General features: G+C 32.6%; 21 protein-coding genes, 7 tRNA genes and 1 riboswitch. Of the genes, 26 read left to right on the top strand and 2 right to left on the bottom strand.

What is annotated here, in order from left to right; translation table 11 throughout:
- Positions 1 to 84 precede the first annotated feature (84 nt).
- From ACSYT2_RS13215 to mreB, 16 genes are all read left to right on the top strand, one after another.
- Positions 85 to 1,266: an acetyl-CoA C-acetyltransferase gene (locus ACSYT2_RS13215; protein WP_430855688.1), complete on the top strand. Its 1,182-nt coding sequence runs from the start codon at positions 85 to 87 to the stop codon at positions 1,264 to 1,266.
- Between the two features lie 582 nt (positions 1,267 to 1,848).
- Positions 1,849 to 2,211, top strand: coding sequence for a hypothetical protein (locus tag ACSYT2_RS13210; protein WP_438384939.1), 363 nt, complete (start codon positions 1,849 to 1,851; stop codon positions 2,209 to 2,211).
- A 1-nt stretch (position 2,212) separates the two neighbouring features.
- Positions 2,213 to 2,896 (top strand): F0F1 ATP synthase subunit A, encoded by a 684-nt coding sequence (locus ACSYT2_RS13205; protein ID WP_430855686.1) that lies wholly within the window; start codon positions 2,213 to 2,215, stop codon positions 2,894 to 2,896.
- Positions 2,897 to 2,921: 25 nt separating this feature from the next.
- Positions 2,922 to 3,137: an ATP synthase F0 subunit C gene (atpE, locus tag ACSYT2_RS13200; protein WP_430855685.1), complete on the top strand. Its 216-nt coding sequence runs from the start codon at positions 2,922 to 2,924 to the stop codon at positions 3,135 to 3,137.
- A gap of 53 nt (positions 3,138 to 3,190) precedes the next feature.
- Positions 3,191 to 3,670, top strand: coding sequence for a F0F1 ATP synthase subunit B (locus ACSYT2_RS13195; RefSeq protein ID WP_430855684.1), 480 nt, complete (start codon positions 3,191 to 3,193; stop codon positions 3,668 to 3,670).
- Between the two features lie 2 nt (positions 3,671 to 3,672).
- On the top strand, positions 3,673 to 4,212 hold the full coding sequence (locus ACSYT2_RS13190) for a F0F1 ATP synthase subunit delta (RefSeq protein ID WP_430855683.1): 540 nt from the start codon (positions 3,673 to 3,675) through the stop codon (positions 4,210 to 4,212).
- Between the two features lie 10 nt (positions 4,213 to 4,222).
- Complete coding sequence (atpA, locus tag ACSYT2_RS13185; protein ID WP_438384938.1) at positions 4,223 to 5,737, top strand: F0F1 ATP synthase subunit alpha; 1,515 nt, start codon at positions 4,223 to 4,225, stop codon at positions 5,735 to 5,737.
- 39 nt (positions 5,738 to 5,776) lie between these two features.
- Complete coding sequence (gene atpG / locus ACSYT2_RS13180) at positions 5,777 to 6,628, top strand: ATP synthase F1 subunit gamma (RefSeq protein WP_430855681.1); 852 nt, start codon at positions 5,777 to 5,779, stop codon at positions 6,626 to 6,628.
- Positions 6,629 to 6,643: 15 nt separating this feature from the next.
- Positions 6,644 to 8,035, top strand: coding sequence for a F0F1 ATP synthase subunit beta (gene atpD, locus ACSYT2_RS13175; protein ID WP_430855680.1), 1,392 nt, complete (start codon positions 6,644 to 6,646; stop codon positions 8,033 to 8,035).
- Positions 8,036 to 8,048: 13 nt separating this feature from the next.
- On the top strand, positions 8,049 to 8,456 hold the full coding sequence (gene atpC, locus ACSYT2_RS13170; RefSeq protein ID WP_430855679.1) for an ATP synthase F1 subunit epsilon: 408 nt from the start codon (positions 8,049 to 8,051) through the stop codon (positions 8,454 to 8,456).
- A gap of 307 nt (positions 8,457 to 8,763) precedes the next feature.
- On the top strand, positions 8,764 to 9,402 hold the full coding sequence (locus ACSYT2_RS13165) for a hypothetical protein (protein WP_430855678.1): 639 nt from the start codon (positions 8,764 to 8,766) through the stop codon (positions 9,400 to 9,402).
- 21 nt (positions 9,403 to 9,423) lie between these two features.
- The gene (murA, locus tag ACSYT2_RS13160; RefSeq protein ID WP_430855677.1) at positions 9,424 to 10,683 is read left to right on the top strand and encodes a UDP-N-acetylglucosamine 1-carboxyvinyltransferase; all 1,260 of its coding nucleotides are present in this window, start codon (positions 9,424 to 9,426) and stop codon (positions 10,681 to 10,683) included.
- 231 nt (positions 10,684 to 10,914) lie between these two features.
- Entirely contained in the window at positions 10,915 to 11,952 is a 1,038-nt protein-coding gene (spoIID, locus tag ACSYT2_RS13155) for a stage II sporulation protein D (protein WP_430855676.1), read from the top strand.
- Between the two features lie 168 nt (positions 11,953 to 12,120).
- A complete protein-coding gene (locus ACSYT2_RS13150) occupies positions 12,121 to 12,855 on the top strand; it encodes a peptidoglycan DD-metalloendopeptidase family protein (protein ID WP_430855675.1) in 735 nt (244 codons plus the stop codon).
- Positions 12,856 to 12,973: 118 nt separating this feature from the next.
- Complete coding sequence (gene spoIIID, locus ACSYT2_RS13145) at positions 12,974 to 13,225, top strand: sporulation transcriptional regulator SpoIIID (protein ID WP_430855674.1); 252 nt, start codon at positions 12,974 to 12,976, stop codon at positions 13,223 to 13,225.
- A gap of 92 nt (positions 13,226 to 13,317) precedes the next feature.
- On the top strand, positions 13,318 to 14,352 hold the full coding sequence (gene mreB / locus ACSYT2_RS13140) for a rod shape-determining protein MreB (protein ID WP_430855673.1): 1,035 nt from the start codon (positions 13,318 to 13,320) through the stop codon (positions 14,350 to 14,352).
- Positions 14,353 to 14,400: 48 nt separating this feature from the next.
- Here mreB and yyaC read toward each other — a convergent pair whose 3' ends face one another.
- Positions 14,401 to 14,940 (bottom strand): spore protease YyaC, encoded by a 540-nt coding sequence (gene yyaC / locus ACSYT2_RS13135; protein WP_430855672.1) that lies wholly within the window; start codon positions 14,938 to 14,940, stop codon positions 14,401 to 14,403.
- Positions 14,941 to 15,046: 106 nt separating this feature from the next.
- Between yyaC and ACSYT2_RS13130 the strand changes: the two genes are divergently transcribed.
- From ACSYT2_RS13130 to metK, 9 genes are all read left to right on the top strand, one after another.
- Complete coding sequence (locus ACSYT2_RS13130) at positions 15,047 to 15,514, top strand: hypothetical protein (RefSeq protein ID WP_430855671.1); 468 nt, start codon at positions 15,047 to 15,049, stop codon at positions 15,512 to 15,514.
- Between the two features lie 175 nt (positions 15,515 to 15,689).
- Positions 15,690 to 15,774, top strand: a tRNA-Tyr gene (locus ACSYT2_RS13125).
- Between the two features lie 6 nt (positions 15,775 to 15,780).
- Positions 15,781 to 15,856 (top strand) — tRNA-Val (locus ACSYT2_RS13120).
- A gap of 19 nt (positions 15,857 to 15,875) precedes the next feature.
- Positions 15,876 to 15,950: transfer RNA gene (locus tag ACSYT2_RS13115), tRNA-Thr, on the top strand.
- A 9-nt stretch (positions 15,951 to 15,959) separates the two neighbouring features.
- Positions 15,960 to 16,044 (top strand) — tRNA-Tyr (locus tag ACSYT2_RS13110).
- Positions 16,045 to 16,052: 8 nt separating this feature from the next.
- Positions 16,053 to 16,128: transfer RNA gene (locus ACSYT2_RS13105), tRNA-Val, on the top strand.
- A gap of 22 nt (positions 16,129 to 16,150) precedes the next feature.
- Positions 16,151 to 16,225: transfer RNA gene (locus ACSYT2_RS13100), tRNA-Thr, on the top strand.
- 9 nt (positions 16,226 to 16,234) lie between these two features.
- Positions 16,235 to 16,319: transfer RNA gene (locus tag ACSYT2_RS13095), tRNA-Tyr, on the top strand.
- Between the two features lie 174 nt (positions 16,320 to 16,493).
- Positions 16,494 to 16,597: riboswitch (SAM riboswitch) on the top strand.
- Positions 16,598 to 16,673: 76 nt separating this feature from the next.
- Positions 16,674 to 17,849, top strand: a complete 1,176-nt coding sequence (metK, locus tag ACSYT2_RS13090) for a methionine adenosyltransferase (RefSeq protein WP_430855670.1) — start codon at positions 16,674 to 16,676, stop codon at positions 17,847 to 17,849.
- A 42-nt stretch (positions 17,850 to 17,891) separates the two neighbouring features.
- Here the strand turns inward: metK and nagA are convergent, their stop codons facing one another.
- Entirely contained in the window at positions 17,892 to 19,028 is a 1,137-nt protein-coding gene (gene nagA, locus ACSYT2_RS13085; RefSeq protein WP_438384937.1) for an N-acetylglucosamine-6-phosphate deacetylase, read from the bottom strand.
- Between the two features lie 107 nt (positions 19,029 to 19,135).
- Between nagA and recD2 the strand changes: the two genes are divergently transcribed.
- On the top strand, positions 19,136 to 21,358 hold the full coding sequence (gene recD2 / locus ACSYT2_RS13080; protein WP_438384936.1) for an SF1B family DNA helicase RecD2: 2,223 nt from the start codon (positions 19,136 to 19,138) through the stop codon (positions 21,356 to 21,358).
- The last annotated feature ends 6 nt before the right edge of the window (positions 21,359 to 21,364 follow it).

Below are 21,364 nucleotides of genomic sequence, written 5' to 3'. Positions count from 1 at the left end.
TATGATAAAAATGGTATAATTGTATTATGTTAATAGTTTAACGAACATAATTTTGAGATTTACGTGAATTTAGGAGGTATATTAATGAGAGAAGTAGTTATTGCCAGTGCAGTAAGAACAGCACTTGGTTCATTTGGAGGATCACTTAAGGACGTACCAGCAGCAGATTTAGGGGCATTAGTAATTAAAGAAGCTGTAAACAGAGCAGGAATTAAGCCAGAAGTCGTTGAAGAAGTTATAATGGGAAATGTTATACAAGCAGGTTTAGGACAAAACGTTGCAAGACAAGCAACTATAAAGGCTGGATTACCTAACGAAGTATCAGCCATGACAATTAATAAAGTTTGTGGATCAGGATTAAGAGCAGTATCATTAGCAGCTCAAATGATTAAATCAGGAGATACAGATATAGTTGTTGCAGGTGGTATGGAAAACATGTCAGCAGCGCCTTATGTATTAGATAAAGCTAGATGGGGCCAAAGAATGGGAGACGGAAAGTTAGTTGATACAATGATAAATGATGCTCTTTGGGATGCATTCAATAACTATCATATGGGAGTAACTGCAGAAAATATAGCTAAAGAATGGAATTTAACAAGAGAAGAGCAAGATGCATTTGCAGCATCTTCACAACAAAAAGCTGAAAAGGCTATAAAAGAAGGAAGATTTAAGGATGAAATAGTTCCAGTTGTTATCCCTCAAAGAAAGGGAGAACCAAAAGTATTTGATACAGATGAATTCCCAAGATTTGGAACAACAGTTGAAACATTAGGAAAACTTAGACCAGCATTTGCAAAAGAAGGTACTGTTACAGCTGGTAATGCATCTGGAATTAATGACGGGGCTGCTGCATTTGTAATAATGAGTGCGGAAAAAGCTGCTGAATTAGGAGTAAAACCATTAGCTAAAATAGTATCATATGGTTCAAAGGGATTAGATCCAGCAATAATGGGATATGGTCCATTCCATGCAACAAAGAAAGCTTTAGAAGCTGCCAACTTAACAATTGAGGATTTAGATTTAATTGAAGCAAATGAAGCATTTGCTGCACAAAGTTTAGCTGTTGCTAAGGATCTTAACTTTGATATGAGTAAGGTTAATGTTAACGGAGGAGCTATTGCATTAGGACATCCGGTTGGAGCATCAGGTGCAAGAATTCTTACAACTTTACTATATGAAATGGAAAAGAGAGAGGCTAAAACAGGTTTAGCTACTTTATGTATAGGTGGCGGAATGGGAACTGCCCTTATTGTAGAGAGAATTTAAGTGTAAGTAAAAGAGCTAATTTAGGTTAGCTCTTTTTTTGATATATCTATTTTCAGAGTTACATGGTAGTATTGTATATAATTGGAGGTGCATTATTATAAAGTCTTTTAAGCTAGGGCGGAATAGGAGTGATAAATGTACTAAGAATATATAAAATCATAAGGAATAAAATAAAGATAATTAGTTAGAAAAAAATATGAATAATAAAAATAAAATCATTTCAATTGTTTATGTTAGTAAAACTGTTCCAAAGTAGGAAATGCCTGCTTTCAACAAGGAAAGATGGATAAAATGTTACTAAACTAAAAATAATATTTGAAAAACATATAATGAAAATGTTATCAAGTGAATTAAGGAAAACTTTTAAATATCAGAATTTTCAGATTAATGAATAAGTATGAATAGATTTATGTATATTAGAAGATAAACAGCAATTAATGGACATTAGTTAAGAGAATAGCCATTACTAGGGGTATATTTTCAAAATTCAAGGTTTTTTTAAGGTTTTTGAGGAAAATTAAGGTTTTCTTAAAGTTTGTAAGGGCGATATAATATTCAAAGCGGAAGCGAGGAGAGTTTTAGATGAGTAAAGAGATGAATAACCTTAAAGCAAAAGTCACAAAATATGATATGACGAGCGGATTATTTATGTCTTTAATTATTGGAATAATCTTCTCATTAAAGCCAACAATAGTTTATTTACTAGGTGTGACTATGGCAATGATAAATTTTCAAGTAAGTATTTATGGAACGGAGAATTGGATTTTTAAGAAAAATAAAAAAGGACTAATATTAATAGTCACAATTTGTAGAATCCTTTTAGTTTCAGCTCTTATTATTCCATTTAGGAATAATGTAGAGTTACTTATTGCATATTTATTAGGAATCATAACTCACTATCCAGTTTTAATCTATTGTACATTAAAAAAGAAAGGAAGTGCTTAGGTTGGAAGCAGTTACGCCTATCTTTTCTTTTAATATAGGAGATTTCCCCATTAATATAACAAGAGATATTATAGTTCAATGGGTAGTAATTCTTATATTAGGAATAGCAGCTTACCTTTTAACAAGGAATTTAAAAAGAGTGCCAGATAAGAGGCAGGTAGTATTAGAAAGCATATATACCTATGTACATGATCTTGTACGAGATAATATAGGTGAAAGCTTTATTAGTTACATACCTTATGTAGGTACCTTAGTTATTTACCTATTATCTTTAAATTTAATAGGGGTAATTGGTATAAAACCACCTACAGAGAATCTAAGTGTTACCTTAGCTCTAGGCTTTACATCATTCTTTGTTATTAATGGTACAGCAATAAAAAGAAATGGTGCTTGGGGATATACTAAAGGACTTGGAGAACCATATTTGTTAATGTTGCCACTTAATATAATGGAAAGAGTTATGTTGCCGGTATCATTAGCATTAAGACTTTTTGGTAACATGATGGCAGCTACAATGCTTGTAGATATGATTTATGAAGCCTTGGGGTCTATGACATGGCTAGCACAAATTGGATTACCGATTATTGCACATGGCTACTTTGATTTGTTCGATGGAACAATTCAAATGTTAGTATTTACTATGCTAACAATAATAAATATTAAGATAGTATCAGAACATCATTAAAGGTGAAATTTAAGGAGGAATTAAAATGACAATAGCACATTTAGCAGCAGCAATAGCTGTATTAACAGGAGCAGGAGCAGGAATAGGAATAGGAATAGCAACAGGAAAGGCTGTTGAAGCAATAGCAAGACAACCAGAAGCCGCTAGTAAGATTCAAAGTGCTTTAATTTTAGGAGCAGGTCTTTCAGAAGCAACAGCAATATATGGATTAATCATTGCATTTATGTTAGTTATAAAGTAGATTAAAGGATTAGAGTTAATATAATTGACTCCGAAGGGAGGATATAAAAGTAGATGGAAATAGATGTATCTGTTCTTATTGCAACCCTAATAAATTTTGGGATTTTAGTATTAATACTAAAACATTTTTTCTGGGAAAAGATTCAAACTGTTATTCAAGAGAGAGAAGATTACATAGAAGAACAATTATCTAAAGCAGATGAGGATTCAGAAAAAGCAAGAATCTATCTTATTGAAAATGAAAGAATCTTAAAAGCTTCTAAAGAAGAAGGAAATAAGATTATTGAAAAGAAGAAAGATAAAGCTAATAGAGTATATAGTGAAATAGTTGAGGATGCCAATAATGAGGCAAAATCAATTATGAATAGGGCAAAGTTAGAAATTGAAAGAGAAAAAGAAAAGGCTCAATTTGAATTAAAGAGACAAGTTGTTGATTTAGCAATTGATCTTTCAACTAAGGCATTAGATGAAAAAGTAGAAGAGACTAAGCAAAGAGAGTTAATCAATGATTTTATCACTAAGGTAGGTAGTTAAATATGTATGAATATTTAGATAGGAGATACGCTTTAGCCTTATACCAAGTTGCAGAAGAAAAAGGCAAGGTAGAAGAGTATTTAAATGACCTTAGAGAAATTTGTAAGATTATAGAGAATAATAAAGAGTTTCATGAAGTAATAAAACATCCTCAAATAAGTACAAAAAAGAAAAAAAAGACATTTATCAATATTTTCAAAGGGCAGATTGATGAAGAACTTCTTTCATTTTTATTAATACTTATTGAAAAGGATAGAATATTATATCTTAAAGAAAAGATAAATGAAATGGAAAAGATAGATCTAGATAGAAAAAATACTCTGATTGCACATGTAAAGACAGCAGTGCCTATGTTAGAAAATGAGGTTGAGGCTTTACAAAAAAAATTACAGGATAAATACAATAAGAAGATAATTATGACAACGGAAGTTGATAAGAGCCTTCTTGGTGGAGTTTATGTTAGAGTTGGAAATGACGTTATAGATGGAACTGTTAAATCCAAGCTAGAGGAAATGAAAGGCATAATGCTTAAGAGAGAATAGAGGTGAGTCCATGAATATAAAACCAGAAGAAATTACTTCAATTATTAAAAAAGAAATTGAAAGATATGAAAAGCATATCCAAACAGTAGATTCTGGTACAATAATCCAGGTTGGAGATGGTATCGCAAGAGTATATGGATTAGACGATTGTATGGAGGGTGAATTATTAGAATTCCCTAACAATGTATATGGTATGGCTCTTAACCTTGAGCAAGATAACGTAGGTTGCGTTTTATTAGGCTCAGAAGAAGGTATAAGAGAAGGCGATATTGTTAAGAGAACTAACAGAATAGTTGAAGTTCCAGTTGGTAAAGCGTTAATAGGTAGGGTTGTAGATTCATTAGGTAATCCTATTGATGGAAAAGGACCTATTAATACTAATAAAGTAAGAGCTATGGAAGTACCAGCACCAACAATAATAGAAAGAAGTTCAGTAAATGAACCTTTACAAACTGGTATTAAAGCAATTGATTCAATGATTCCAATTGGTAGAGGGCAAAGAGAGCTTATTATAGGTGATAGACAAACTGGTAAAACAGCTATTGGAATAGACACAATAATAAATCAAAAAGGTAAAGATGTTATTTGCATATATGTTGCTATAGGCCAAAAACAATCAACAGTAGCACATATTGTAAATACTTTAACTGAAATGGGAGCTATGGACTACACAATAGTTGTTAGCTCAACAGCATCAGATAGTGCTCCATTACAATATCTAGCACCTTATGCTGGATGTAGTATGGGAGAATATTTCATGCATGAAGGTAAGAATGTTCTTATAATATATGATGATTTGTCTAAGCATGCAGTGGCTTATAGAACAATGTCATTACTTCTTAGAAGACCACCAGGCAGAGAGGCATATCCTGGAGATGTATTCTATATTCATTCAAGATTATTAGAAAGAGCAGCTAAGCTTGCCCCAGAATATGGTGGAGGATCTCTAACAGCTCTTCCAATAATAGAAACATTAGCAGGAGATGTTACAGCATATATTCCTACAAATGTAATCTCGATTACAGATGGACAAATATTCTTAGAAGCAGACTTGTTTAACTCAGGACAAAGGCCAGCAGTTAATGCAGGAATATCTGTATCAAGAGTTGGTGGTAATGCTCAAATAAAGGCTATGAAGCAAGTAACAGGTACTTTAAGATTAGAGCTTGCTCAGTATAGAGAACTTGCAGCCTTTTCACAATTTGGCTCGGACTTAGATAGAGATGCTAAGAAGAGACTTGAAAAAGGAAAGAGATTAATAGAGGTATTAAAGCAAGATCAATACCAACCAATGGCAGTTGAAAAACAAGTTGCTATTTTATATGCTGCAGTTAATGATTTCCTTTCCGATATAAAGGTAAGCGATATAAGAGAATTTGAAAGAAACTTCTTAGAGTATATGGATACACATCATAGAGATTTATTAAAGCAAATTATTGATGAGAAGACTTTAACTGATGAAATAAAGAACAAGTTAGAAGTAGCCATAGTAGAATATAAGAAAGTATTTTTACAAGAAGCATAGCTTTATTTAAAGCTATGCCATTCTTTAGGAGGTGGAATAATGGGTGCAGCAGGACTGATAGAAATAAAAAGAAGACTTAAGTCAGTACAAAGTACCAAGAAAATAACAAATGCCATGGGACTTGTTGCCACTTCTAAGCTTAGAAAATGTAGGAAAGAACTAGCTACTAATAATAAATATGTAGAAGTAGCTGAGAAAACTATGAAATCATTAGCTACTATAGCTGAAGAAAAATTAGAGATTCCTTATTTTAATGGAAATAATAGTGATAGAAAATTATATATAGTTATGACATCTGACTCAGGGCTATGTGCAGGTTATAACAATAATGTAGTTTCCTATCTTGGAGCCTTAGTAAAGGATCATAGAGATAAGGTTAGTATTATTACCGTTGGAAGTAAAGGGCTTTCATACATTAAGAGAGCTGGATTAGAGACCATTGCAGAATATGTAGATATACCGGATGTTCCAACAATAAAGGAAGTTAAGGTAATATACGAGAAAGCTCTTAAGCTATTTAATGAGGAAAAAGTATCAGAAGTTCATATTGTATATACAGAATTTCATTCTCCAGTGAAACAGGAAGTAAAATCAGAAATGATACTGCCTGTACAAAGAGTTGAAGGAGAAGTAGGTGAACAATTAGTAGAACCAGATATTGAAACTGTTCTAAAGGATTCACTTGATATATATTTAAAGGGTAAAATAAGAAATTTAATGCTAAGTGCAAAATGTAGTGAGCAAAGTTCAAGAATGACGGCTATGGACGGCGCTACAAATAATGCTAATGATATAATTTCGGCTTTAAATATTAAGTATAATAGAATAAGACAAAGTATGATAACTCAGGAAATATCTGAAATAGTTGGAGGAGCAGAAGCTCAAAAATAGTAAGGAGGTATTTGAATGCCTGGTAAAATAGGAAAAGTAGTTCAAGTAATTGGACCAGTAGTTGATATAAAGTTTGATTCAGATTCACTTCCTAATTTATATAATGCTATTAACATAAATTTTGGAGATGAAGTACTTGTTGCTGAAGTTGAGCAACATATGGGTGATGATATTGTAAGAACTATTGCAATGGAAGCAACAGAGGGATTAAGAAGAGGAATGGATGCTATAGATACTGGAAAGCCTATAGTTGTTCCTGTAGGGGAAGGTGTTCTAGGTAGACTATTCAATGTTCTTGGAAATCCAGTGGATAATGCTGGACCGATAGAAATTGAAGAGAGGTATCCAATTCACAGACCAGCTCCAAGCTTTAAGGATCAATCCGTTGAACCGGAAATGTTTGAAACTGGAATAAAAGTTATAGACCTATTAGCTCCATACCAAAAGGGTGGAAAAATAGGGTTATTTGGTGGTGCAGGGGTAGGTAAGACTGTACTTATTCAAGAATTAATTAATAATATAGCTAAAGAGCATGGTGGATTATCAGTATTCACAGGTGTTGGAGAAAGATCAAGAGAAGGTAATGATTTATATCATGAAATGAAAGATTCAGGAGTTATAGCGAAGACAGCATTAGTTTTTGGACAAATGAATGAACCACCTGGTGCAAGAATGAGAGTAGCTTTAACAGGTCTTACAATGGCAGAATACTTTAGAGATAAGGGTCAAGATGTCTTATTATTTATAGATAATATTTTCAGATTTACTCAAGCTGGTTCAGAAGTATCAGCATTGCTTGGAAGAATTCCATCAGCTGTTGGATATCAACCAACACTAGCAACTGAGATGGGTGCATTACAAGAAAGAATTACTTCAACAACAAATGGATCAATTACGTCAGTTCAAGCAGTTTATGTTCCAGCTGATGACCTTACAGATCCAGCACCAGCTACAACATTCTCTCACTTAGATGCAACAACAGTTTTATCAAGAAGTATATCAGAATTAGGTATATACCCTGCTGTTGATCCATTAGAATCAAGTTCAAGAATTCTTGATCCAAGAATAGTTGGAAAAGAACATTATGAAACAGCTATGAAGGTTAAGAACATACTTGAAAGATATAGAGAACTACAAGATATAATAGCTATACTTGGTGTAGATGAATTATCTGATGAGGATAAAGCAGTTGTAGCAAGAGCTAGAAGAGTACAAAGATTCCTTTCACAACCATTTACTGTTGCAGAACAATTTACTGGAATGCAAGGTAAATATGTTTCAGTTAAAGAAACAGTAAGAGGATTTAAAGAAATATTAGAAGGTAAGTATGATGATATTCCAGAATCAGCATTCTTATTTGTAGGAACTATAGAGGAAGCCGTACAAAAGGCTAAGACTTTAGGATAAGGGGTGGAGGAAAATGGCCAAAACCTTCAAAGTTAAAATATTAACACCAAGTAGAGTGGTAATAGAAGAGGAAGCAGAAAAAGTTTTTACAAGTACTATTAATGGTAATGTAGAATTTTTAGCGGGTCATGCTCCTATTATTTTAAGTACTATTCCATGTATTACTATAATAGAAGGTAGTAATGGAGAAAAGAAAGAAATATTCACTTCAAAAGGTGTTATAAATGTAAAGAATAATGAGCTAACTTTCTGTAGTGATGCAGCAGAGTTGCCAGAAGAGATAGATTTAGCTAGAGCTGAATCTGCCAAAGAGAGAGCAGAGAAGAGAATAAAGGAATCATCAAAGTTCGATGTTGAAAGAGCAAGAGCAGCTTTAGTAAGAGCAATGGTGAGAATGGATTTAAAAAAGCATTCCTTATAGGGATGCTTTTTTATTATTTAGAAAATTAAATTTACATCTAAAATGTGGATAATCACAACATATTCTTATTATTAAGATTAACACTCCTAAAGAATAAAAAATAAAATAGAGTACGCCTGCAAGATTTTCCTCAGACAAGCATCGGAACTGTAGATGCGCGAAAAAAGTCTGCGCTCATAATCGCTACAACTTTTTTATTTTGACAATCTTTCACAAAAAACGATTATATATATATATTATAGTATATATAGTAACTGAATAAAAAAAGAATAGCTGTCCATAATTAAGAAGAAAGGTGGGGGTATATATGAAAAATAAAATATGCCTTATTTTAGTTTTCCTATTTTCTTTTATTAATTTAGGAGCTATTCCTCAAAAAGAATTAGTTAATTCCTTTATTTCCATTGAATCTGAAATAAAAGGATATAGCAATTTTTTAGAAAGTGGAGTTAAGGTAGAATATAAAAGTAATTTAAAAAAAGAAAAAGAATTCGAAAAACTAAAAGATAATATTATAAGCTTTTATAAGAATGAAGATATTATAGCTAAAGATGATAATATTCAAGTAAATAAAATACTTAAGAAGATAAATATAAACATATATGAAGAAAATGATAAAACTCAAGTGGAAATAACTTTAATAAATTATGACAGTGAAAAGAGTTTATCAAAATTAATGAAAGAATTAACTAAATTACAAACTAATAATGCTATAGAAGTAAGATATTTTAAATATGTAAAGGGAAGAATAAATAATACCGAAGAAGCTTTAGAGGCAATTAAAAATACATCATATTTAAAAGACATAGAAACCCTAGATATCCATAATGGTAATGTTGGAACAGCTATTTTATACGATGGAGAAAGGGTAAATTTTGTGATAAGTAGCTATGATACAGGCTCTTATCTAATTATTGGTACACCAATAATATTTACAACATACTAACAATTCATTATGGAGGATAATATGGAAAAGATAATAGTAAAAGGTGGTAATAAACTAAAAGGTGAGGTTAATATAAGCGCAGCAAAAAATGCTGTATTACCAATTATAGTGGCATCTATTCTCTGCCCAGAGAAATTAGTTATAAAAAATGCCCCAATGTTAGAGGATGTATCTGTAATATGTAATTTGTTAAGGGAATTAAATTGTGATGTAAATATATCAAATTTAAATAATGAGCTTGAAATTAATACAAAAAATATCTTGCCTGTAGATGCAAATAGCGACTTAATAAGAAAGATGAGAGCATCATTTTTAATTATGGGACCTATGCTGGCAAGATTTGGCCACTGTAAACTATCATTACCTGGAGGATGTAATATAGGAAGTAGACCTATAGATCTTCATTTAAAAGGATTTACTGCTATGGGGGCAGAAATAAGTATGGGTCATGGATTTGTTGAAGCTAAAGCAAAGAGATTAATTGGAAATAGAATTTATTTGGACTTCCCATCTGTAGGAGCAACTGAGAATATTCTTATGGCATCTGTTCTAGCAAAAGGAACAACAATAATAGAGAATGCAGCAGAAGAACCGGAAATATGGGATCTAGCAGAATTTTTAAATGCCATGGGAGGAAAGGTAACTGGTGCAGGAACTGGAAAAATAATAATAGAAGGGGTAGAATCCTTAAAAGGAATATCATATAAACCTATTTACGATAGAATTGAAGCTGGAACTTTCATGATTGCAGCAGCTATGACAAATAGTAAGATTAAAGTAAATGGCGTAAATGGAGAACATGTTAGACCTTTGATTGAAAAATTAAAAGAATGTGGTATTAGATTTACAGAGGAAGATAGTACTTTAATAGTAGACGGAACAGGTCCTAAAAAGCCAGTAGATATTAAAACTATGCCTTATCCAGGGTTTCCAACAGATATGCAACCTCAAATGATGAGTTTATTAAGTCTTATAGCCGGTCCAAGTATGATAACAGAAACAGTATTTGAAAATAGATTTATGCATGTAGCAGAATTAGTAAGGATGGGAGCAAAAATTAAAATTGATGGAAGAACCGCATTTATAGAGGGTGTTACTAAACTTACTGGTTGTGAAGTAAAGGCTACAGATTTAAGAGCTGGCGCGGCAATGATATTAGCTGGCTTGGTAGCTGAGGGACAGACGGAGATAGGTGATATATATCATATTGATAGAGGATATATAGATATTGAGGAGAAATTTAGGGGACTAGGAGCAGAAATAAACAGAATTAATAAATAAAATGCAATTATTCAAGAAGACAAGGGATTTGATATGCTCCCTTTATAGTAGACAGTTAAAGTAATAAAACTGTAACTATAAGGGAAGCAGTTCAATAAGCTTGTCTTTTTATATTTATAAAAATAACTTTTAAATGTGAGTATAGATTAAAGAAGAAGTTATGAGTACCTAGTTATAACTTAAATTATGTAAGCATATAGTTAAAAGTGAAATATTTAAGGAGGCAAAGTAATGAACAAAGATGAAATTATAAAAAATATAAAGATAATTTCCTATATGACGATGTTTATATTTATTTTTATGATATTAATTGGAAGTATATTTATAATAGCCCCCATTGATAAGGTAAATTCATTTGAAGTAAGTGAAGATTCAATAAAGTATATAAAGGGTGAAGGTGTCATCGTAAAAGGAAGTGATAAGGTAAAACTATATAATTCTAAGCGAAATGAAATACAAGAGATGGACTTAGAAGATTATATTGTAGGAGTAGTGGCTGCTGAGATGGCAGCAGATTTTGATTTAGAGGCATTGAAAGCGCAAGCTGTTGCGGCAAGAACATTTTATTTTTCAAAGAGATTGTCTCCATGCAAAAATTCTAAGGGGGGAGATATTTGTGATACAACACATTGCCAAGTATATATGAGTAAGGAAGAACGTTTAGCAAATTGGAAAAGTTCAGATGGAGATAAGAATTGGAATAAGATTACTGAGGCAGTGTCATCAACTAAAGGTGAGGTATTAGTGTATGATGGTTCAATAGTACTGTATCCACAGTTCTTTTCAACTAGTTCAGGAAAAACAGAAGACTCAGTAGATGTTTTTTCAAGTGATATACCATATTTAAAATCAGTAGATAGCCTAGGGGAAGAAACATCAAAGGATTATGAAACAGTTAAAGAAATAAAGATAGATGACTTTATAGGTAAAATAAATAAGTCATATCCAAATGCTAAGGTTAGTAAGGAAAAGTTGTTATCTCAAGTTAAGATTGATTCAAGGACTACAGGGGGATCAGCTAAAGAAATAATTTTAGGTGAAGTTAAGATATCAGGAGTAGAATTTAGGAAGATATTTGAGCTAAAATCAGCAAATTTCAATATTGAGTTTGCAAGTGATATTGTTAAGATTAGTTGTAAAGGATATGGGCATGGTGTTGGGATGAGTCAGCGGGGAGCTAATGTAATGGGTAAGGAAGGGAAAAAATATACAGATATATTACTGCATTATTACAGTGGAGTGGGAATTGAGAAAGTTAAATATGAGTAGAGAAGCCTATATGGCTTCTTTTTTTATTAATAAAAATCTCTTTATGTAGATTAATTATTATGAAATATATAGATATAAGTGAAAATGTTGAAATTTGGTGAAATAAAAATATGGTAATTATGTATTATTTTAAACTTTGCGGAAATAATAGAGAAAGGAGGTGTTTATATGGATAAAAATTATAAACAAAAGGCAAAAGATTTTTTTAGAAAGGAGGGTTTTTACGTAGTACTTTTCCTTTGCTTATGTATAGTTACTACAGTTGGAGCCATTTCTTTAAAAAAGGCTAGGAACTCAGAATCACAACCTAAAGTAGATAATAGCAATAAAGAAGTAAGTGTAAACCTTGACGATAAAAATGTGACAAATGAAATGCCTAATGCTGAGCGTGTTGATAATAGTAAATCAAAGGATAATACAAGTGGCAATGCTAATAGCAACAATAATCAGGCGAAAGCAGTAGCAACAACTAATGAAGTTAAGTTTAGCAAGCCAGTTGAAGGAGTTTTACTTAGAGGGTATACATATCCTAAACCTGTGAAGATTGATGACACAACCCAGAAAACAATAAAAGGTATTGATGTTAACGTAAAAATAGGATCTGAGGTAAAAGCTGCAGCAGAAGGTGTGGTTGAGAGTGCTGAGAATAATGGTGTTGAAGAGGGTGTAACAGTAGTTGTTAAGCATGCAAATGGATTAAAAACTAAGTATTGTAATCTAGATTCAAAACTATCAGTTAAGAAAGGTGATAAAGTTACTGTGGATACAGTAATTGGTAAGGTTGGAGAAACATCAAAGATCTATGATAAAGAAGTTTTTGGAGAACATTTAAATTTACAAGTTATTAATTCTAATAACGAACAGGTAGATCCATTAAAGTATTTTTCATACAAGAGTAAGTAGAAAATACTAAAAATTAATATTAATCAGTCATTTTAAAAGATAAAATGGCTGATTAATAAGTAATTTAATGACGAGAGCTTGCATAATTATAAATATAGTGAATTAAGGAGGTAGCATTTTGAAGGACTACATTGAAGAAAGGGTACTAGAAGTAGCACAATATATTATTGATTCAAAAGCTACGATTAGGAAAACTGCAAAGGTTTTTGGAGTGAGTAAAAGTACCATTCATAAGGATATGACAGAAAGATTACCTAAAATAAATCCCACAATTGCAGAAAAAACTCATAGCATTTTAGAACTTAATAAGGCGGAAAGACATATTAGAGGTGGAAAAGCCACAAAATTAAAGTATAAAGCTATTGAATGATAATAATATTGCATATATAATAAACAATAGGTAGAAAATTGAAAAAAATTGTATAAATAATGCAATGAATTAAAGATGTGGGAGTGAGTGGAATGTGGTTTTGGAGAACTGGGGCAGAATTAGGAATAGATTTAGGAACAGCAACTGTTTTAGTTTATGAAAAAGGAAAAGGAGTTATATTAAAGGAGCCGTCGGTTGTTGCAATTAACAAAAACAACAATAAAGTTTTAGCGGTTGGTGAAGAAGCTAGGAAAATGATTGGAAGAACTCCTGGAAATATAGTTGCAGTTCGTCCTTTAAGGGATGGTGTTATTTCAGATTATGATGTAACAGAAAAAATGTTAAAGGAATTTATAAAAAAGGCAGTAGGGAAAAAAAATATGGTTGCTCCAAAAGTTATGGTATGCATTCCATCTCAAGCTAGTGAAGTTGAAAAAAGAGCTGTTATTGATGCAGCGAAAAATTCAGGAGCTAAGAGAGTGCATTTAATAGAGGAACCCCTTGCGGCAGCTATAGGTGCCGGATTAGATATAACAAAACCAGATGGTGTTATGGTTGTTGATATCGGAGGTGGTACATGCGATATTGCTGTTATATCATTAGGTGGTGTTGTGGTTAGGTCTTCTATTAAGGTTGCGGGAGATAAATTTGATGAGGCTATTATTAAATATGTAAGATCAAAGCATAAAATAATGATTGGTGAAAAGACAGCAGAGGATTTAAAGATAAGTGTTGGCTCAGCTTTTAAGGGAGCAAGAAGTTTAGACACAACTATGAAGGGAAGGAATTTAGTTACGGGTTTACCTGATGAAATTCCAATATCAACAGAGGATATTAGGGAAGCTATACTTGAACCTGTACTATCAATAGTTGAGAGTGTTAAGGCTGTACTAGAAAAAACGCCACCAGAGCTAGCGGCGGATATTATTGAAAAAGGTATCTTCATGACTGGTGGAGGTGCTCTTTTATATGGATTAGACAAGCTTATAGAATTTGAAACTGGAGTGAATGTAACTGTTGCAGAAGATTCTGTGGAATGTGTTGCAGAGGGAACAGGAAAGGTTCTAGCTTTCTTTGATAAGATTGATTCTAGCTTGAATTCACAAGATGTTATTTTAGTTGAATAGTATTTAATAAGAATAAAAGATTGAGGGGAAACTCTCAATCTTTTATTCTTATAATATTAAATTTTTTCCATTACTTAGATGATGTGCGTAAATAATACCTGTAGAAATTATTTTAGCCATCTCTAAAACTAGGGATAATCTTATAGAACGTGATGAAAAGAAGTCTGCATTATCACTAGAGTCTATTATGCCAATAATAGATGCGTTTCCCACATCGGGAAGAGATTTCCCAACACCTTTACCAGGGTGTATAGCATAATCTCTAGTGTGTATTTCACCAATAGATTTAATTTCTCCTAGACAAGCATCTACGCCTATAATACAAGCGTTAGGGTGTGTTTTCTTAATTTCATCTAAACGTTTATCTATGTTAAGGGCATGAATTGGTGCAGCAATAGTACCATATATAGGAAGAGGAAAAAAATTATCTTCTAATATTGTACCAACTAAGGGACCAAGACAGTCTCCTATACACTTATCTGTTCCTATACAGACAATAATTGTATCTTTATTTATAAAATCTTTTAGGCTTTCAGCAATTTCAAAGTAAGCAAGTGCTGATTTATAATGTATTTTTCTTTTAGTCAAATCTTACACCCCCTCACTAAATATATGAGGTTTAAGAGAGAAATATTATTTAAGTATAAAAAAAGAATTTTTGGCAATAAATCAAAAGGAAGGGAGTTTGATTTATTTGAAAAAATTATTAATTGTAGGAATTATGTTGATAGCGTTAATAGGAACGATATATACATTATTTATTTGGGAGCCAAAAGGAAGTCGGAATGAAGTTATTCAAAATACTATAAATGAGGTTCAGAGTAGGAGAAATAGTGATAATTCTGATATTGATGATTTATCAAGGAATAATGAAGTAGATGATGTTCCTACAATAAACAAATCTATATTTAAAATAGAAAAGAGCCTAATTGAAAAAAATATAAATAAAGATGATATGGTAATAGTAAATAATATTATTAAAAAGATGTCTACAGTTGATATAGGCAAGATAGAGGAAGTAATTCAGTATGAAGATGAAGAAGAAGGTGTAAGAGAAGCTTTTAAGGTGTTAAAAAAGAGGCTAACAACAGAGGATTATCAGGTTTTAGAGAATATATTAGGTCAATTTATTGATTTTTCTATTATTGGACAGGAGGCATAGAAAAAAGTGAATAGTACATTAAATAGAAGTAATTCTAACTAAATGAAAGAATATATAAAATAATCTCTTTAAATGGTGTATTTTGGAGGTTGAAATATAAAGCCGTTGAATATATACTAACTATTGTTGGTTCGAGTGTTTCGAAATGCTTGAACAAAAGTGAAAGAGTTAATATGGAGGAATTCCCGAGTGGCCAAAGGGGGCAGACTGTAAATCTGTTGCAAGTTGCTTCGAAGGTTCGAATCCTTCTTCCTCCACCATTTAATGGGCGCATAGCTCAGCTGGGAGAGCATCTGCCTTACAAGCAGAGGGTCACAGGTTCGAGCCCTGTTGTGCCCACCATTAAACTTTCACATAATATGCTGGCATGGCTCAACGGTAGAGCAGCTGACTTGTAATCAGCAGGTTGTAGGTTCGATTCCTATTGCCAGCTCCAATAAAATATGGAAGAATTCCCGAGTGGCCAAAGGGGGCAGACTGTAAATCTGTTGCAAGTTGCTTCGAAGGTTCGAATCCTTCTTCTTCCACCAGTTTAAATGGGCGCATAGCTCAGCTGGGAGAGCATCTGCCTTACAAGCAGAGGGTCACAGGTTCGAGCCCTGTTGTGCCCACCATTTAAACCTTTAATTAGCACATGCTGGCATGGCTCAACGGTAGAGCAGCTGACTTGTAATCAGCAGGTTGTAGGTTCGATTCCTATTGCCAGCTCCAATAAAATATGGAGGAATTCCCGAGTGGCCAAAGGGGGCAGACTGTAAATCTGTTGCAAGTTGCTTCGAAGGTTCGAATCCTTCTTCCTCCACCATTTAAAAGCAAGAATTATCTTGCTTTTTTTATTTCCACTAATAGTTGTAGATAATCAAAAAAATGTTGATAGTTTTTTGAAGACTGTGGATAAACTTAATAAATCTTAGTAAATTATACTATTGAGTTTGAAGAACTAATATGTTAGAATAATACCATAAAATTAATATGAAAACTCTTATCAAGAGAGGTGGAGGGAAAGGGCCCTATGAAACCCGGCAACCTGTGAGAATCGCAAGGTGCCAATTCCTGTGGATATAAATATCTACGAGATGAGAGAGATTGCTTAGTAAGTCTCTTCTTGTTGAAGAGTTTTTTTATTGTAAAAAAACCCGTTTGAAAGGAGAAAAGGAAAATGAAAAGATTATTTACATCAGAATCAGTTACAGAAGGGCATCCAGATAAAATATGTGACCAAATTTCAGATGCAGTTTTAGATGCTATTTTAGCACAGGATCCTAGTGCAAGAGTTGCTTGCGAAACATGTACTACAACAGGAATGGTTATGGTTATGGGTGAAATAACTACAAATTGTTATGTTGATATTCCTAAGGTAGTTAGAGAAACTGTTAGAGAAATAGGTTATGATAGAGCTAAATATGGTTTTGACTGTGACACATGCTCAGTTATGACAACAATAGATGAACAATCAGCTGATATAGCTATGGGAGTTGATGAGGCTCTTGAATCAAGAAAAGGTGATAAAGACGATGTTGAAGCAGTAGGTGCTGGAGATCAAGGTATGATGTTTGGTTTCGCTACCAATGAAACAGAAGAATTTATGCCACTACCAATAGCTATGGCTCATAGACTTTCTAGAAGATTAACAGAGGTTAGGAAGAATGGTACTTTAGATTACCTAAGGCCAGATGGTAAGACTCAAGTAACTGTAGAATATGAGGATAACAAGCCAAAGAGGATTGATGCTATAGTAATTTCAACTCAACATGGAGAAGAAGTAACTTTAGAACAAATAGAAAAGGATCTTATGGAATTTGTTATAAGAGCTGTAGTTCCAGCAGAATTACTTGACGAAAATACTAAATATTATATAAACCCAACAGGTAGATTTGTAGTAGGTGGTCCGCAAGGAGATTCAGGTTTAACAGGAAGAAAGATAATTGTTGATACTTACGGTGGAATGGGTAGACACGGTGGTGGAGCATTCTCAGGAAAAGATCCAACAAAAGTTGATAGATCAGCAGCTTATGCTGCTAGGTGGGTGGCTAAAAACCTAGTAGCAGCCGGAGTTGCAGATAAGTTAGAAATTCAATTAGCTTATGCAATTGGTGTTGCTAAGCCAGTATCAATTCAAATAGATACTTTTGGCACAGGTAAAGTGGATGAAGAAGTTTTAGTTGATATAGTAGAGAAGGTATTTGATTTAAGACCAGGTGCTATTATAAGAGATTTAGAGTTAAGGAGACCAATATATAAGCAAACTGCAGCTTATGGTCACTTTGGAAGAACAGATGTAACTCTTCCTTGGGAGCAATTAAATAAGGTGGAAGCTATTAAGGAATTATTATAATAAAAAAATCACTGATGTAAATCAGTGATTTTTTTATGGGAATTATTTATTAAAAACAAGCTTTCCGCCAACAAATACTTTACTAATTTCAATATTATCATTAAATAATACTAAATCAGCATCATAGCCTTCTTTAATTAATCCCTTACGATCTTCAACGTTACAATGCTTAGCACCGTTGTAAGAAGCCATTCTTACAATCTCATTTAAATTATAACTAGTGTTATTCTTAATATTATTAATAGCTCTATCAAGAGTTAGTACTGAACCAGCTAGAGTACCATCAAGTAATCTTGCAGCTCCGTTCTTAACAATTACATCTTGACCACCTAAAGAGTACTTACCATCAGGCATACCACATGCCTCCATAGCGTCACTTACTAATAAAACCTTATCAGTTCCTTTTTGCTTATATGCAGTTCTAAGAGCTGGATAAGCTATGTGAATACCATCTGATATAGTTTCAGTAGTTATATCTGTATCAAAGGTTGCACCAACGACTCCTGGAGCTCTATGAGTAAATGGAGTCATTGCATTATAAAGATGAGTAGTGTGACAGGCACCACATTTAATACCTTCAATAGCTTCTTCATAAGTAGCCTTAGTGTGTCCAATTGAAACAGAAACACCATTTTCTGAAAGATATTTGATTAGATCTTTAGCACCTTCAACTTCAGGAGCTAATGTAATAGATGTAACAGCATCTTCACAATCACCAACTATTTCTTTGTAGTTTTCAATTGATGGAGCTAAAACGAAGTTTGGATTTTGAGCACCAATTGCATTTGGGCTAATAAAAGGGCCTTCTAAGTGAGCACCTAAAACGTTAGCACCTTCAGTACCATCAGCTTTTAATTTTTTTATTACAGCCATAGATTTTCTTATATCTTCACCTGCAACTGTCATTGTTGTAGGGGTAAATGATGTTGTACCATGTTGAACTATAGTTTTTGCTATTGTATTAAGTGAGTCAATACTTCCATCCATAGTATCGCACCCACCAGCACCATGGATATGTACATCAATAAATCCTGGTGAAAGATATAGACCTTCAGCATCTATTATTTCAGTATCATTTACATTAGAAGGATTTATTTCTTTAATCTTTCCATCCTCTACTAATACTGAGCCTTTTTCTACTTTGTCTAAGTAAATAATATTACAATTTTTAATAAGCATTATAAACACCTCCAATGATTATTAGGAAATACTTTAACATCCTATGATATAATTATAATATATATAGTCAAGAATAAAAATAACTTTATAAGATATGGAGAGATAATATGGAGGTCTTAGAGGGCTTTGTAGAAGTGATTCTTTTTAGAAGTGAAGATACAGGGTATGTAGTATCAAAGATAAATGTAGATAATAAACCTGTAACAGCTGTTGGTACAGTGCCTTTTTTAAGAGAAGGACAGCATATTAAATTAACTGGCGAATGGAAAGTTCATAAGCAATTTGGACAACAATTCAGTATAGTTACATGTGAAGAAATAATGCCAACTACATTAGATGGAGTTGAGAAATACTTATCTTCTGGAATAATTAGAGGAATAGGTCCTGTTACAGCAAAAAAAATAATTGATCATTTTGGAGAAGAAACTATAGAGGTATTAGATAATAATATAGATAGATTGAAAGAAATAGAGGGAATTGGGGAAAAGAAATTTAATATTATATATGAGTCATATTTAGAGCAACATGATTTAAAAGATGTAATGATATATTTCCAAGGATTCGGAATAACTCATGGTCAGTGTTTGAAGATATATAAAAGATTTGGGCCTAATGCAAAGGAAATAGCACAAAAGGATCCCTATATATTATGTAGAGAGATAAAAGGCATAGGATTTAGTACAGCTGACAAAATTGCAGGACTTATAGGAATAAGTAAAGAATCGGACTCAAGAATAAAAAGTGGAATAGATTTTATTATAAATAGATTTTGTGCAGCAGGTAATACATATATGCCAAAGGATATGGTTATTAAGGAGACAAAGGAACTACTTATGGTAAAAGAAGAGTTGATTGAAGGAAATATATATAACTCATCTTTAGAAAAAAAGCTAATAGTTCAAAAAATAGGAGATATAGAGGGAGTATTTATTCCAATTTATTATTATAGCGAGCTTGGAATTACAGAAAAGATAGCGAAGCTTTCTATACAAAACTATCAAACTATAAATTCCGACATAGATTTTGAAATTGGTGTCTTTGAGAAGAAGCAGGAGATAAGGTTTGCTAAGTCACAAAAAGAGGCTATAATAGGTGCATTTACAGATGGTATAGAAATAATAACAGGTGGGCCTGGTACAGGTAAGACGACAATAATAAAATGTATTATAGATATATATGAAAACCAAGGTATGAAGGTTTTATTGGCAGCACCTACAGGTAGAGCAGCTAAGAGGATGACTGAATCTACAGGTAGAGAATCAAAAACAATACATAGATTACTTGATATAGGAGCTGGAGAAGAAGATGTACTGTTAGGTGGAGAGATAGATGAACCACTAGATGGAGATGTAGTCATTATAGATGAGGCATCAATGATAGATATCTTCCTAATGTATAATTTACTAAAGGCGATTAAAGTAGGAACGCGACTTATAATAGTTGGAGATGTAGATCAATTACCATCAGTTGGGTCAGGAAATGTATTAAAGGATTTTATAAATAGTGGTTTGATTAAAGTTGTAAGGCTTCAAGAGATATTTAGGCAAGGGGCAGAGAGTTTAATAATTACTAATGCTCATAGAATTAATAGCGGAGAAATGCCATATTTAAATCAAAAGAATAAGGACTTCTATTTTATTAAAGAGGAGAATATAGATAGTATATTGGCTATTGTACTAGATCTAGTTAACAGAAGGTTACCTAATTTTAATAATAAGTGGGATAGGAGACGGGATATCCAAGTGCTAAGTCCAATGAAAAAGGGGTTACTTGGAGTTCTTAACCTAAATGAAAGATTACAAGAAATTTTAAATCCTCCATCGAAAAGCAAAAAAGAAAAGAAACAGAAAAATCTCATTCTTAGAGAAGGGGATAAGGTTATGCAAACCAAAAATAATTATTCATTAAAATGGACTTCTATAACTGGAAGAGGAGATATAGAAGGAGAGGGTGTTTTTAATGGGGATATGGGATTTATTCATTCGATAGATGAAGGGGAAAGAAGTTTAACAGTAATATTTGATGATGAACGTAAGGTAAAGTATGATACAGAAAGTATGGATGAACTAGATTTAGCATATGCCATAACAATACATAAAAGTCAAGGAAGTGAATTTAAAGTTGTAATAATTCCATCCTATATGGGATCTCCATTTTTAATGAATAGGAATTTATTATACACAGGTATTACAAGAGCAAAGGAATTAGTAACAGTAGTAGGATATCCAAGAGCATTACAATATATGGTTAGCAATACAAATAGTACGCAGAGATATTCTTCATTAGGAAATAGAATAAAAGAATTATTAGAAAGTGATATATTTTCCTAGGAGAGA

This window comes from Clostridium zhoujianii (assembly GCF_051590805.1).
Classification (GTDB): domain Bacteria; phylum Bacillota; class Clostridia; order Clostridiales; family Clostridiaceae; genus Clostridium.
The sequence above is the reverse complement of the archived record's forward strand: the minus strand, read 5'-3'. Positions and strand labels throughout refer to the sequence as shown.

Coding starts and splice junctions, on each gene's coding strand:
- ACSYT2_RS13215 (WP_430855688.1), top strand. CDS start 85: ATGAGAGAAGTAGTTATTGCCAGTGCAGTAAGAACAGCACTTGGTTCA.
- ACSYT2_RS13210 (WP_438384939.1), top strand. CDS start 1,849: ATGAGTAAAGAGATGAATAACCTTAAAGCAAAAGTCACAAAATATGAT.
- atpE (WP_430855685.1), top strand. CDS start 2,922: ATGACAATAGCACATTTAGCAGCAGCAATAGCTGTATTAACAGGAGCA.
- ACSYT2_RS13195 (WP_430855684.1), top strand. CDS start 3,191: ATGGAAATAGATGTATCTGTTCTTATTGCAACCCTAATAAATTTTGGG.
- ACSYT2_RS13190 (WP_430855683.1), top strand. CDS start 3,673: ATGTATGAATATTTAGATAGGAGATACGCTTTAGCCTTATACCAAGTT.
- atpA (WP_438384938.1), top strand. CDS start 4,223: ATGAATATAAAACCAGAAGAAATTACTTCAATTATTAAAAAAGAAATT.
- atpG (WP_430855681.1), top strand. CDS start 5,777: ATGGGTGCAGCAGGACTGATAGAAATAAAAAGAAGACTTAAGTCAGTA.
- atpD (WP_430855680.1), top strand. CDS start 6,644: ATGCCTGGTAAAATAGGAAAAGTAGTTCAAGTAATTGGACCAGTAGTT.
- atpC (WP_430855679.1), top strand. CDS start 8,049: ATGGCCAAAACCTTCAAAGTTAAAATATTAACACCAAGTAGAGTGGTA.
- ACSYT2_RS13165 (WP_430855678.1), top strand. CDS start 8,764: ATGAAAAATAAAATATGCCTTATTTTAGTTTTCCTATTTTCTTTTATT.
- murA (WP_430855677.1), top strand. CDS start 9,424: ATGGAAAAGATAATAGTAAAAGGTGGTAATAAACTAAAAGGTGAGGTT.
- spoIID (WP_430855676.1), top strand. CDS start 10,915: ATGAACAAAGATGAAATTATAAAAAATATAAAGATAATTTCCTATATG.
- ACSYT2_RS13150 (WP_430855675.1), top strand. CDS start 12,121: ATGGATAAAAATTATAAACAAAAGGCAAAAGATTTTTTTAGAAAGGAG.
- mreB (WP_430855673.1), top strand. CDS start 13,318: ATGTGGTTTTGGAGAACTGGGGCAGAATTAGGAATAGATTTAGGAACA.
- metK (WP_430855670.1), top strand. CDS start 16,674: ATGAAAAGATTATTTACATCAGAATCAGTTACAGAAGGGCATCCAGAT.
- nagA (WP_438384937.1), bottom strand. CDS start 19,028: ATGCTTATTAAAAATTGTAATATTATTTACTTAGACAAAGTAGAAAAA.
- recD2 (WP_438384936.1), top strand. CDS start 19,136: ATGGAGGTCTTAGAGGGCTTTGTAGAAGTGATTCTTTTTAGAAGTGAA.